Below are 12,683 nucleotides of genomic sequence, written 5' to 3' on the forward strand. Positions count from 1 at the left end.
GCATGTATTGACAGTGTTTGTGAGAACACCTAGAAGCATGGAATTATAACAGCGCGGCTTGAGCCGGGTTCCGACGCCTTCCGCTTCCGTCAGGAATCCCCAAGGGCCGCGCCTTCGGAGGGGGATGTCTTGAATCTGCCCCGCGCGACTTCCGGCGTCATCGTCCAGCAGCAGGGCGAAGCCTTCTTCCTCCTGGACACCGAGGGCGGGGAGGTCTTCCGGGTGAATGAGACCGCCGCCCGCATCTTCGAGCTGTGCCAGGGCGACACGTCCCTGGACGGGGCGGTGGCGTCGCTGGCGCTCCGGCTGGGCGCCTCGGGTCAGGAAGAGGCCATCCGCGCCGACGTCCAGCGCACCGTGACGCAGTTCCAGGAGCTGGGGCTGTGCGAGCCCTCGCGTCCCGTCTGACTTTCCGCCGTCCGCTGTAGCGCCTTTTCCCTCGTGAGAGGGACAGGCCGGGCCATGTCCTGGCCTTTGGGAATCCCGTGTGCCCGGGTCGCCCCGGGTGCGCGTGATGCCAGACGTGAGACGTCCTTTCACGGCTGGAATGAAGCACCGGTGTGTTGGCAGGCAATGTCAGACCCCCTGTCCACACTCCGCCATGTTTCACCGCAGTGGCAGTGAACGCAGCAATCCATCCAGGAGAATCACCATGTACATCCAGTCCGAGATCGTCCGCGTGTCCGCGTCGTCCGACAAGTGCACCTGCTCCAACGGCATGGTCATCGCCTCGACCACCGTGAGCGCGGAGTAGTCGCGCCCGTCGTTTCCCTGAAACCCCAAACATCAAACCCAGGAGAACCACCATGTACATCCAGTCCGAGATCGTCCGCGTTTCCGCCGCCACCGACAAGTGCACCTGCTCCAACGGCATGAGCGTGATCGTCGTCGCGGAGTAACGCGTTTCATGGCCGGGAGGAGGTCTGTGGTCCTCCTCCCGGCCGTGTCTTTCCTCTCGCACGCCGACACTCCTCCCCGCCCATGCTGCCCGCATCCACGCAGGTGTTGCTCTTCACCCAGGCGGACGTCGGCGGACACGCGCTCTTTCGCGTCGTGCCCGTGGAGGTGTCCGTGGGCCCCGGCAAGGGGCGGCTGTGGACGGACGTGTCGCGGGGCAATGCCTTCACCCCCGCGTGGCAGGACCATGCGCGCCACCTGTCGGCGGTGGGCCGCGCGCGCTACGCGCTGCCGTGGGAGCAGACGGACCTGCACGTCTCGCCGCGCGGCCGGAACGTGACGCTGGATGGCCGGAGCGCGTCGCTGCCGCTGTTCGTCGCGTGGGTGGCGCTGCTCGGGGGCCTGCCGCTGCCGTCGCCCTTCCTGGGCACGGGCGTGGCGCTGGAGGCGCATGGGGAGAAGCTCGCGCCCGCGCCGCGCGAGTTCCTCCAGGGAAAGCTGGGCGTGGCGCAGTCCTACGTGAAGCAGGTGTTTCCGGGGGCGGGGAAGGTGGCGGTGTTCGTGCCGGAGGGCAGCGGGTTCGACGCGGCGCCCCTGACGGCGCTGGACGTGCGGCCGGTGCCCACGCTCACGAAGGCAGTGGAGGCGGTGCTGGGGCTGAAGCCTCGCCCCGACGGACCCGACGCCGGGGGAGGGGTGGGGGGATGATCCGCCAGGGCGTGGGTGCCATCCGGGAGATGTACGGGCTGACGCGGGGGCTGGGGAACCTGCGGGTGATGCTGGGCTCGGGGCTGCTGGGCATGGCGGCCTCAGGCCTGCTCAACCCGGTGATGCCGTTGTACCTGCGCGAGCGCGGGCTGGGCTTCAAGGAGATTGGCGCGCTCTACACGGTGGGGGCGCTGCTGCCCATCTTCGTGCAGCCGGTGCTGGGGGCTCTGTCGGACCGCCATGGGCGCAAGCCCTTCGTGGTGGGCCTGTCGCTCGTCACGTCGCTGATGGTGCCGGCGGTGGCGCTGGTGGACGACCCGCAGCCGCTCGCCGCCGTGATGATCCTCAAGATGCTGCTGTCGCGCAGCGCGGCGCCGGTGTCCAACGCGATGGTGGCGGACTTCGCGCCCTCCAGGCAGCGCGCCACCCTCTTCGCGCTGCTGGATGCCACGTCGAACCTGGTGTTCGTCGCGGCGCTGTTCGCGTCCTCCGCCGTCATCCGCACGCTGTCGGTGGCGGGCACCTTCTTCCTGGCGGGGGGCCTGTTCCTCGCGGGCAGCCTGCTGCTGCTGGGGCTGAACGAACCGGCGCGTCCTCCGCGCGCGGAGGCAGTGCGCGGTGGGGCGGGCGCGGCATGGGGCCTGGTGTTCCGGGGGCTCTGGTCGCCGTTCACCTACGTGAAGGACCGGCCGGGCGCGGCGGCGCTGTTCCTCTGGCAGTTCTTCTTCACCTTCGCGCTGGCGCTGTTCCCCACGTACCTGCCGCTGTACGCGGTGGAGCTGGGCGCGCCCCGGGAGGCGGTGGGGCCGCTGGTGGCGGCGTCGTGGCTGACGTACGCGTTCGCGCAGCCCTTCGGCGGACGGCTGTCGGACCGGCTGTCCCGGCGCGTGGGATTGATTGTGCCGGGCCTCGCGGGCATGGCGGTGATGGCGGCGGTGCTGGGGGCCGCGGGATGGCTGCCGGACGGCGCCGCGTTGATGACGCTGGTGGTGGCCTGGGTGCTGCTGGCCATCCCCGACGGCCTGCACCGCTCCTCCGCGTCCGCGCTGGTGGTGGAGCAGTCCCCGGCGCCCTCCGAGCGCGGCCGGTTCATGGGCGCGCTGGGCGCCTGCGGCGCGCTGGCCTCCGTGCTCGCGCCCGTCACCTATGGCTTCACCGCGCAGCGGGCCGGCATCGGCTCCACGTTCCTTCTTTCGTCTGTGGCCCTCGTGCTGGCGCTCGGCTGTGTGTCGCGCGTGCGCGAGGCGTCCTCCCACTCCACGCCTGAACCGGCCCCCGTGGCCGCCCTCACCCCTACCTCGGAGCCCGGATGAGCCCCCTTCGCCACGTGTGTCGCTGGGGCACCGCGCTGTTGGCCGCGCTGGTGCCCACGCTGGGACACGCTGATTCGACGTACAAGGTCACCGCGACGCGGACGCAGGACGTCATCACCATCGACGGCAAGGGGGATGAGCCCGCGTGGCAGGCGGCCCCGGAAATCGCCGGCTGGTACCTCACGCGCGTCAACTACGGCAAGCCCGCGCCGGACGACACCAAGGTCCGCATCCTCTACGACCAGGACAACCTGTACTTCCTCTTCCACTGCATCGACTCCAAGCCGGAGCGCATCACCGGCTACACGGTGCAGAACGAGGGGTTCCTCCACCAGGAGGACAACATCACCATCATCCTGGACACGTTCCTGGACCACCGGAACGCGTACTACTTCTGGACCAACCCGCTGGGCGTGCGCACCGACGGGCGCATCGTGGATGACGGCGAGGCGTTCTCCACCAACTGGCGTGGGGAGTGGGAGACGAAGTCCACCATCGTGAAGGACGGGTGGATTTCGGAGGTGCGCATCCCGTTCGCCAACTTCCAGTTCGAGGCGAAGGACGAGATGTCGTTCGGCATGCTCCTGGACCGCGAACAGTCGCGCAACCAGGAGTGGAGCAACTGGACGCCGGACGGCGTCAACAGCGCGAAGGTGAGCCGCTACCCGCACCTGGAGGGGCTCAAGGGCATCAAGCCGCGCTCCATCTTCAGCATCACCCCGTACGTGGCCAGCACGGTGGCGCTCAAGACCACGGATGACCGGGGCGTCTTCCGTCCCAACGTGGGCGCGGACGCGCGCATCGACCCGACGCCCTGGCTGTCGGTGAAGCTCACCGCCAACCCGGACTTCAGCGACGCGGAAGCGGACCAGAGCTTCCTCCTCTTGGACACGGACCTGCCGCTGCTGCCGGAGCGCCGCGCGTTCTTCACGGAGAGCGAGCACCTCTTCATCGCGCCCATCAACGTCTTCACCTCGCGCCGCATCGCGCTGAGGCCGCATGACCGGGTGTGGGGCGGCCTGCAGCTCACCGGCAGGGTGAGCGGTCTCAACTTCTCGCTGCTGGACGTGCAGCACCGCGACTCCACCGGCCGGGACGCCAATGGCCGCGAGATCTTCGAGAACGTCAACTCCGGCGTGATTCGCTTGCAGCAGGACATCGGCAAGCGGTCGATGATTGCCCTGGTGGCGCTCAACCGCAGCGGGCGGGGCGGGCTGTTCGGGGACTCGGACTTCCAGACGGTGGGCGTGGACGGCAACTTCCACCTCTTCGAGGAGTTCTTCATCCAGGCGCAGGCGCTGAAGAGCTGGAGCCCGCTGGGCAACGAGGACTCGGACGCGTACCACGTGGGCCTGCACCGCTTCGACACGCTGTCGGAGTTCTGGTTGCAGTTCGAGGACATCGGGAAGAACTACGCGAACCCGCTGGGCTGGACGCCGGTGGTGGACAAGCAGGGCTACAACTCGCGCCTGTTCCTGAACCCGTTCCCCGGGTGGCGCTTCCTGCCCCGGCTGGACGTGACGTGGGACTCGCTGTGGCGCCGCAACCACGAGGGCGAACGCACGCGCTGGCGCAACCGCCTCAACGTGCAGCCCTACCTGCACCACGACTTCGCGCTCTACCTGGAGGGCATCTACGACGACAACCTGGGCTTCCGGGACCGGCTGGGCACGTTCGGCTTCACCCTGTTCCCGCACGACTGGCAGAGCTACACGCTGACGGCCGTCGCCGGCCGCTTCCTGGGCGGGGAGATCCGCGGCGTCAACGGCGCGGTGAACATGAAGGTGGGGCCGCACATCGTCGCGCGCTTCAGCGGCTTCTACACGCGCAACTTCAACGTGCCGACGAACAGCGACCTCTACGGCACGTCCGGGGATGGCTACAGCTTCTCTGGCTACGCGCAGCTGCGCTACCACTTCAGCCCGGACCTCTACGCGCGCCTGACGCTGCAGAAGGGCGGCGTGTACGAGCTGGCGGACTACAACTCCGTGAAGGGCACGTTCCTGGACGCGATGGTGGGGTGGCACTACCGCCAGTGGAGCGACATCTTCCTCGTCTACACGGATCAGCCCTTCGGCGGCTCCCAGGAGCGGCGGATCCTCTCGAAAATCTCCTTCAACTACTGACCTGTCCCAAGGGGCATTCGAATGACCGCCGCCGACCCGCAGAGCCTCAAGCGCCGCTACGACGAGGTGTCCCCGAAGTACGACCAGGGCGCGCCGGACGCCACGGCCATCAAGCTGTTCTGGCTGACGTACGAACACCTCACCTGGAAGCCGGTGGAGGCGCTGCTGCCGAAGGACGGCACGGCCTGGCGCGTGCTGGACGCGGGCGGCGGGGGCGGCAAGTTCGGCACGCGCTTCGCGGAAAGAGGGCACCACGTCACCGTGCTGGACATCTCTCCGGGCATGCTGGACGGCGCCAGGGCCCAGTTCGCCGCGAAGAGCCTGTTGGACCGCGTGACCTTCGTGGAGGGGAACGTCGCGGCGCTGGAGCTGCCGGACGCGGCCTTCGACCTGGTCTTCTGCGAAGGCGACCCGGTGTCGTACTGCCTGGATGCGTACCCGCGCGCGGTGAAGGAGTTGGTGCGCGTGGCGAAGCCGGGCGCGCCGGTGGTGCTGGGCGTGGACAACCGCTACGAGGCGTTCGCCGGCTATCTGAAGCTGGGCAAGCCGCAGGAGGCCTTCCGCACGCTCCACGACGGCCGCACGACGTGCCCGTATGGCCTGCCGGTGCACGCCTTCACGGTGCGCGAGCTGGAGCGCGCGGTGGCGGACGCGGGCGCGGAGCTGCTGGAGATTTTCGGCAAGCCGGTGATGTTCTTCGACATGCTCAAGGCGATGGCGGCCGCGCAGGGCGGCACCGCGGAGAAGCCGTGGGACGCGTGGGCCGCGCGCGAGGAGATACTGGCGTTGCAGGAGAAGCTGGCGCACGAGGGCTTCGCCGTCCTGGGGCAGCACCTCCAGGTGATGGCGCGGCGCAAGGCCTGACGCCATGGGCCTTCCCTTCCTGGGCGTGGGGCTCAGCTACCGCTGGGACCTCAATCCGCACCTGGCGCGTGGCAACCCCGGCGTGGACTGGCTGGAGGTGACGCCCGAGCACTTCCTGCCGCTCACGCCGGACTCGGAGCGGCGGCTGGAGCTGCTCGCGAAGCGCTATCCGCTGGTGGGCCACAGCCTGGAGCTGTCGGTGGGCTCGGACGGCGTGGACGCGCCCGGCTACCGGGACGGCTTGAAGCGCGTCCGCCACGTCACCCGGAGCGTCTGGCACGGAGACCACCTGTGTTTCACGCGCGTGGGGAACCTGCCCCTGCGAGCGCTGACGCCGGTGCCGCTGACGGAGGAGGCGGTGGCCACGTGCGTGCGCAACGTGAAGGCCGCGCGGGCGGACCTGGACGTGCCCTTCGTGGTGGAGAACATCGCGTATCTCTTCCACACGCCGCTCAACACGTTGGATGAAGCAGAGTTCCTGCGCCGCGTGGTGGAGGGCGCGGACTGCGGACTGCTGTTGGACTTGCACAACCTCTATTGCAACGCGGTCAACCACGGGTTCGACCCGTATGCCTTCCTGGACCGGCTGCCTTTGGAGCGCGTGGTGCAGGTGCATCTGGCCGGCGGCGTCACGATGGAGGGGTTGAGATTGGACAGCCACTCCGCGCCGTCGCCGGAGGAGGTGTGGCGCCTGTTGGAGTACGTGGCGCCACGCAGCCCGGTGCGCGGGGTGAACTTCGAGATGGACAGCGGCTTTCCTCCGTTCGCGCGGCTGGTGGAGGAGCTGGCCCGCGCGCGCGCCATCCTCCAGCGCTGCGGCGCGAGCGCGGCTTGAGATGAGCGACCGACGATGAGCTATCCACGAACGTTGGAAGTCCTGGCGCGGCTGCACGTGGATCCGCGCTTCCGTGAAGCGTGGCGCCTCGATGCCCCCAAAGCCCTGGCCCCGCTGGGCCTGACGCCGTTGGACGCGGAGGCACTCCAGCGGGTGGATCCGGTGGTGGTGGAGCGCGCGGGCCGGATGATGGACTTCCACCGCACCGAGCGCGTGCGTGAACAGCTCCCCTGGGTGGACGAAGCGAAGCGGCCGGAGCTGGGCCCGCTGCGAGCGCGCTTCCTCCAGGACGTGCTGCCTGAAGTGCTCAACCGCGAGGAGGCCATTGCGTACTGCCACTTCCTGGAGGCGGGCGAGCACGCCCCGCACGCGAAGCTCCTCCAGCGGCTGCCCGCCTACGTGCCACAGCTGGCGCGGTGCGAACGGCTGCGCCTGTCGCTCGCGTGGGGTCTTGCCCCCATGCCGGCATCAGGCCCGCGCGTGGAGTCCTTCGACTACCCGGTGCTCACACTGCTCGCCGCGCTGGACGCGCCGGGCTGGCCCCCGGTGGAGCCGAAGCCCACGCGCGTGGAGTACCTCAAGGTGCCTGGCCTGCCCGCCGTGATGTTGCGCGAGCTGCCGTCACCTTGAGGTGCCCCGTGCGCCTTCAGTGCTTGCGGTGGTGCGTCTTCTCGTAGGTGCCCATGAGCTGCGTCTCCCCCACGATGTGGCCCTCCATCGCCTTGAGCAGCTGCGTGCGGTTGGGCTGGTTCAGGTCCGGCAGCACCGTGTCCAGGGCGTACAGCTTGAAGAAGTACCGGTGGCTGCCGATGGGCGGCATGGGGCCGCCGTAGTCCTGCCGGTTGAAGTCGTTGCGCCCAAGCCGCACCCCCTCCGGCAGCACGTCCAAGGTGGCCCCGTCCGGGATGTTCTGGGTGTTGACGGGGAGGTTGTAGAGGACCCAGTGGCAGAAGGTGCGCTGGGGGTTCGCCGGGTCCGGCGCGTCCGGGTCCTCCACGATGAGCGCCAGGCTCTTGGCCCCGGCGGGGAGGTTCTCCCAGTGCAGGGGAGGCGCCTTGTCGTCGCCCTCGCCGGTGTAGGCGATGGGGATGGGCATCCCGTCCTTGAACTTCGGCGAGGTGAGCTCGAGCGGCTTCGGCATGCGTGACTCCTTGGGCCTGAACGGCCAACGTGACCCCTGCCAAGCTGGCGATGCCGGAGTCCCGGTGCTGAGAGACGGAGGGCGCTCCGCCCGGCCGCCCGTCACCCCCCTGGGGGCGTGCCCCCGCTGATCCACCGGGCGCCCCCCGGGCCGCCTGCCCGGATAGGCCCTCGTTTAGAGGAGAAACCGCCCCCATGGCCCCGGCGCCGTGGTAGCTGCGCTTGCGGGTGCCGCAACCGCTGCTGGCGGTGGGGTGCCCCGCGCCCCCGTACCGGTTGCACGCGCCGCTCATTCGGTGCTAAGCGGCGCCCGCGCGTGTATGGGCGGGGTCGGGGTTGGTGAAGGAAACCCAAGACTTTCCCGGGGTTTGGTGAGGCGTCCGCATGGCAGACCAGGAGCCTCGGAAGCAGGCGGATGCGCCGGGCAGTGAGCTGGGCGAGACGGCCCGGCAGATGCGGGCGGCGGAGCCGTACATCTCCGCGGTCTGGAAGCTGGTGGGCGGGGCGGTGGTGGGGGTCCTGGGAGGGTACTTCCTGGACAAGTGGCTGGGGACGTCGCCCTGGCTGCTCCTGGGCTTGAGCCTGGTGGGGATTGGCGTGGGGTTCTACGGCTTCCTTCACGCGATGACGCGGCTGGGGAAGCGCAAGTGACGGGGACGGGCGGACAGCCGAAGCGGGACCCGTTCTGGACGCACGCGGGGCTGGCGGCGGCGGTGATGGGCGTGGGCGCGGTGGTGGCGGCGGCGCTGCCGAAGGTGACCGAGGACCGGGTCGCCGCGCTGCTGGGTGTGGGAATCGCGGCGGTGACGGGCGTGCTGGCGCTGGTGCTGAAGCGGCGCGCGGCGATGCAGGCGGATTTGAAGGCGGCGTTGAAGGTGGTCGGTGTGGTCTTCGCCCTCAGGGGCGTGGGCGTGGGGATTGGGCTGGCGTGGGTGGTGTCCCGGAATTTGAGCGCGATCGCGTTCGTGGGCGGCTTCTTCGGCGTCTACTTCGCGCTGCAGTGGATTGAAGTCAGCTACGTGATGGCCGCGTCGAAAGACGCGGCGGGCGGAGACGAGTGATGCGCAAGGCAATGGTGCTGTTCGCCTGTCTGTTCGCGGGCGCCGTATGGGCCTCCGACCAGGCCAATGAGCACGGCTCCGCGAACGAGGCCCAGGACGCCGAGGGCGAGGACGTCGCCGGCTACATCCTCCACCACGTGGCGGACTCGAACGAGTACGAGTTCGAGGTCCCCCTCAGCCACAACCACATCCCCATCCACCTGCCGCGCATCCTCATCCCGTTCCACGAGGGCGCCTGCACGCCCATGGTGGACACGCACGGGGGCCACGGCGAGGTGTACCCGGGCCTGGGCCAGGGCTGCCTGGACCTCTCCATCACCAAGCACACGGTGATGATGTGGCTGGCGGCGCTGCTGCTCATCGGCGCGCTGCTCATCTGGAGCAACCGCGACAAGACGAAGCTCGTGCCGCGCGGCGCCGGGGCGAACCTCTTCGAGATGCTCGTGCTGTTCGTGCGCGACGAGCTGGCCATCAAGAACATCGGCAAGGAGGAGGGCCCCCGTTACGTGCCCTACCTGCTCACCGCGTTCTTCTTCATCCTCTTCATGAACCTGCTGGGCCTGTTCCCCTGGATGGCGACCGCCACGGGCAACATCGCCGTCACGTGCGGCCTGGCGCTGTGCACCTTCTTCGTCACGCAGGCGGCGGGCATCCGCGCCGCGGGCATCGGTGGCTACCTGAAGCACCTGACGGGCGGCGTGGCCCCCTGGCTGTGGCCCATCATGATTCCGGTGGAGGTCCTGGGCCTGTTCACCAAGCCCTTCGCGCTCACCATCCGTCTCTTCGCCAACATGCTGGCGGGCCACATCGTCATCTTCTTCCTGCTGGGCCTCATCTTCATGCTCCGCAACCCCGCGGTGGCGCTGGTGAGCGTGCCGTTCGCCTTCGGCATCTACCTGCTGGAGCTGTTCGTGGCCTTCGTGCAGGCGTACGTGTTCACCATGCTGTCGGCGCTGTTCATCGGGATGAGCGTGGCCATGGGCCACCACCACGATGACCACCATGAGACCGGCGCCAGCCACGACCACGGCAAGGCCCACCACCTGGGCTGACAAGTTGACGGGGCGCCTGTCGGAAACGACGGCGCGCCCCGGTTGAAGACCCGGCGGTTCGAAAGGCCGCCGGAGGTAGTCCTAAAGGGCCCCCACGACCCCCCCACAAGCGGGTCCCGCATCACGAAAGAAGACGTGCTCCCATGACCAACCTCGCTCTTGCCTTCCTCGCCGCCGGTATCGGCGCCGGCCTCTCCATCATCGGCGCCGCGCTCGGCATCGGTAAGCTGGCCGCCGCCGCCATGGACGCCACGGGCCGTCAGCCGGCCGCCGGTGGCGACATCCGCACCACGATGATCATCGCCGCGGCCCTCATCGAAGGCGCCACGCTGTTCGCGCTGGTCGTCTGCATCCTGCTCGCCATCAAGCAGTAAGGCCGACAGGTCGCAACGGGAGCCGGCGTCCTCTTCGGGAAGAAGCGGCGCCGGCGTTCCGGCTCGTGGTACCGCCGTACCGTCTCACCTGAAGTCTCCCGCATCCTCCCTCTGTCTTTTCGCTTCACCGGGACCCGCCATGTTCCTGCCCTCTGTCCTCGCCGCCAGCAGCTTCGTGGAGGTCCGTCCGGGCCTCATCTTCTGGACCATCGTCACCTTCGTCATCGTCCTGCTGGTGCTGCGGGCGAAGGCGTGGGGGCCCATCCTGTCGCTCGTCGAGGAGCGCGAGAAGCAGATCACCAACGCCATTGAGAGCGCGAAGCGTGAGCGCGCCGAGGCGGAGAAGCTGCTCGCCGACCAGAAGACGGCCATCGCCGAGGCCCGCCGCGAGGCCGCGGAGACCACCCGCCGCGTGCAGGCGGACATGGAGAAGTTCCGCGACGAGCTGATGGCCAAGAGCCGCAAGGAGGCGGAGGAGCTGAAGCAGTCCGCCCGCCGCGAGATTGAAGACCAGAAGGCCAAGGCCATCGCGGAGGTCCGCTCCATGGCCGTGGACCTGGCCATGGAAGTGGCCGGCAAGCTCATGAGCGAGCGCATGGACGACGCCAAGCACCGCGCGCTGGCCGAGCAGTTCGTGCAGGGCCTGCCCGGCGCCACCAGCGCCACGGCGACCCGCCGCTCGGCCTAACGGCCGGGAGTCTTCCGCCGCGCCCGCCTGTTCCAGGAATCCATCATGGCTCTCTCCATTGGCATCGTCGGTCTGCCCAACGTGGGCAAGTCCACCCTGTTCAACGCCCTGTCCGCCGCGGGCGCTCAGGCGGCGAACTATCCGTTCTGCACCATCGAGCCGAACGTGGGCGTGGTGCCGGTGCCGGACGACCGCCTGGACCAGCTGTCGGCGCTCGTCAAGCCGCTGAAGAAGATCCCCACGTCGCTGGAGTTCGTGGACATCGCCGGCCTGGTGCGCGGCGCGTCCAAGGGCGAGGGCCTGGGCAACCAGTTCCTGGGGAACATCCGGCAGGTGAACGCGGTGCTCCACGTGCTGCGCTGCTTCGAGGACGACAACGTCACTCACGTCGAGGGAGGCGTGAATCCGGTGCGGGACCGGGACGTGGTCGACACGGAGCTGTGCCTCAAGGACCTGGAGACCGTGGAGAAGCGCCGCGAGCGCTCGCTGAAGAACACCAAGATGGGTGGCAAGGCGGGCGACGAGGCGAAGGCCGAAGTCGCGCTGCTCGACCGCATCAAGGCGAAGCTGGATGAAGGCCTCACGGTGCGCGCGCAGAAGCTCACCGACGACGAGAAGGCGGCCATCCAGGACCTGTTCCTGCTGACGGACAAGCCCGTGCTGTACGTGGCGAACATCAGCGAAGGGCAGATTGGCAAGGAAGACAGCGACCCGCGCGTGCAGCAGGTGCGCGAGATGGCCGCCAAGGAGGGCGCGGGCGTGGTGGTGCTGGCGGCGGCGCTGGAGTCGGAAATCCAGCAGCTCGCCGAGTCCGACCGCCCCGGCTTCCTGGCGGACTCCGGCCTGACGGAGCCCGGCCTGAACAAGGTGGTGCGCGAGGGCTACAAGCTGCTGGGCCTGTGGACGTACTTCACGGTGGGCGAGCAGGAGTGCCGCGCGTGGACCATCCACAAGGGCTTCAAGGCGCCGCAGGCGGCGGGCGTCATCCACTCCGACTTCGAGCGCGGCTTCATCAAGGCGGAAGTCTTCGGGTGGACGGACCTGGTGAAGCTGGGCAGCGAGGCGGCGGTGAAGGAGAAGGGCCTGCTGCGCGTGGAAGGCAAGGAGTACGTCGTGCAGGACGGCGACTGCATGCACTTCCGCTTCAACGTCTGACGCGGGGCCTTCCCCGCTGTTGGAAGTGACGACGGGCGCTGCCTTCCACTCACGGAAGGGGCGCCCGTTTCGTTTGCTAGCGGGGGCCGCTCATCCCTAGCGGGGACCGCTCATCCATGTGTAGCCCCAGAGGCCCACGGCGAGCACGGCCAGCACGGTGGAGAGGATGGCGGAGCGCCTGGTGCGGCCAGAGGGGTCCGGGTGGTTCAGGGCGTACTTCCACACGCCGCCCACGCGCAGGGCCAGGAAGAGGGCGAGGAGGACGGGGCCCACGACCTGCCAGCCCTCGGGGCGCTTGAGGATAACGATCCACGAGGCGATGAAGGCCACGTTGCCGAGCAGCATCAGGGCGGGATAGGGCAGGGTCGGACGGGAGGTGCTCACAGGGCTGCCAGTGTGTGCACGGGAGCCCGGAGCGCCAAACGGAAAGCCGCGCGGCGTGCACGCCATGTGACAGCCGCGTGGAATGT

15 protein-coding genes are annotated in these 12,683 nt (G+C 68.9%); 13 read left to right on the forward strand and 2 right to left on the reverse strand.

Annotated features, from left to right (window positions below; translation table 11 throughout):
* Positions 1–129 precede the first annotated feature (129 nt).
* The 7 genes from D7X30_RS00275 (at position 130) to D7X30_RS00305 (ending at position 7,373) form a co-directional block, all read left to right on the forward strand.
* A complete protein-coding gene (locus D7X30_RS00275) occupies positions 130–408 on the forward strand; it encodes a PqqD family protein (RefSeq protein ID WP_158619170.1) in 279 nt (92 codons plus the stop codon).
* A 573-nt stretch (positions 409–981) separates the two neighbouring features.
* Entirely contained in the window at positions 982–1,605 is a 624-nt protein-coding gene (locus D7X30_RS00280; protein WP_120560824.1) for a hypothetical protein, read from the forward strand.
* Complete coding sequence (locus D7X30_RS00285) at positions 1,602–2,918, forward strand: MFS transporter (protein ID WP_120560825.1); 1,317 nt, start codon at positions 1,602–1,604, stop codon at positions 2,916–2,918. Before D7X30_RS00280 ends, D7X30_RS00285 begins: the two co-directional genes overlap by 4 nt.
* Positions 2,915–5,044, forward strand: a complete 2,130-nt coding sequence (locus D7X30_RS00290) for a carbohydrate binding family 9 domain-containing protein (protein WP_120560826.1) — start codon at positions 2,915–2,917, stop codon at positions 5,042–5,044. The genes D7X30_RS00285 and D7X30_RS00290 overlap by 4 nt, the downstream gene beginning before the upstream one ends.
* Positions 5,045–5,065: 21 nt before the next feature.
* On the forward strand, positions 5,066–5,908 hold the full coding sequence (locus D7X30_RS00295) for a methyltransferase domain-containing protein (RefSeq protein WP_120560827.1): 843 nt from the start codon (positions 5,066–5,068) through the stop codon (positions 5,906–5,908).
* Between the two features lie 4 nt (positions 5,909–5,912).
* Complete coding sequence (locus D7X30_RS00300; RefSeq protein WP_120560828.1) at positions 5,913–6,743, forward strand: DUF692 family multinuclear iron-containing protein; 831 nt, start codon at positions 5,913–5,915, stop codon at positions 6,741–6,743.
* A gap of 15 nt (positions 6,744–6,758) precedes the next feature.
* Positions 6,759–7,373: a hypothetical protein gene (locus tag D7X30_RS00305; protein WP_147443053.1), complete on the forward strand. Its 615-nt coding sequence runs from the start codon at positions 6,759–6,761 to the stop codon at positions 7,371–7,373.
* Between the two features lie 16 nt (positions 7,374–7,389).
* Here the strand turns inward: D7X30_RS00305 and D7X30_RS00310 are convergent, their stop codons facing one another.
* Complete coding sequence (locus tag D7X30_RS00310; RefSeq protein ID WP_120560830.1) at positions 7,390–7,884, reverse strand: YbhB/YbcL family Raf kinase inhibitor-like protein; 495 nt, start codon at positions 7,882–7,884, stop codon at positions 7,390–7,392.
* Between the two features lie 383 nt (positions 7,885–8,267).
* Here D7X30_RS00310 and D7X30_RS00315 point away from each other — a divergent pair, with 383 nt between their 5' ends.
* The 6 genes from D7X30_RS00315 (at position 8,268) to ychF (ending at position 12,213) form a co-directional block, all read left to right on the forward strand.
* Entirely contained in the window at positions 8,268–8,534 is a 267-nt protein-coding gene (locus D7X30_RS00315) for an AtpZ/AtpI family protein (RefSeq protein ID WP_120560831.1), read from the forward strand.
* Complete coding sequence (locus D7X30_RS00320) at positions 8,531–8,944, forward strand: hypothetical protein (RefSeq protein WP_120560832.1); 414 nt, start codon at positions 8,531–8,533, stop codon at positions 8,942–8,944. Before D7X30_RS00315 ends, D7X30_RS00320 begins: the two co-directional genes overlap by 4 nt.
* Positions 8,944–9,996 (forward strand): F0F1 ATP synthase subunit A, encoded by a 1,053-nt coding sequence (gene atpB / locus D7X30_RS00325; RefSeq protein WP_120560833.1) that lies wholly within the window; start codon positions 8,944–8,946, stop codon positions 9,994–9,996. The genes D7X30_RS00320 and atpB overlap by 1 nt, the downstream gene beginning before the upstream one ends.
* 143 nt (positions 9,997–10,139) lie before the next feature.
* A complete protein-coding gene (locus D7X30_RS00330; protein WP_120560834.1) occupies positions 10,140–10,370 on the forward strand; it encodes an ATP synthase F0 subunit C in 231 nt (76 codons plus the stop codon).
* Positions 10,371–10,509: 139 nt separating this feature from the next.
* Positions 10,510–11,058, forward strand: a complete 549-nt coding sequence (gene atpF / locus D7X30_RS00335) for a F0F1 ATP synthase subunit B (protein ID WP_120560835.1) — start codon at positions 10,510–10,512, stop codon at positions 11,056–11,058.
* Positions 11,059–11,103: 45 nt separating this feature from the next.
* The gene (gene ychF / locus D7X30_RS00340) at positions 11,104–12,213 is read left to right on the forward strand and encodes a redox-regulated ATPase YchF (RefSeq protein ID WP_120560836.1); all 1,110 of its coding nucleotides are present in this window, start codon (positions 11,104–11,106) and stop codon (positions 12,211–12,213) included.
* A gap of 96 nt (positions 12,214–12,309) precedes the next feature.
* Here the strand turns inward: ychF and D7X30_RS00345 are convergent, their stop codons facing one another.
* Entirely contained in the window at positions 12,310–12,597 is a 288-nt protein-coding gene (locus tag D7X30_RS00345; protein ID WP_199724135.1) for a hypothetical protein, read from the reverse strand.
* Positions 12,598–12,683 lie beyond the last annotated feature (86 nt).

The sequence above is a fragment of the Corallococcus sp. AB011P genome, assembly GCF_003611605.1.
GTDB lineage: Bacteria > Myxococcota > Myxococcia > Myxococcales > Myxococcaceae > Corallococcus > Corallococcus coralloides.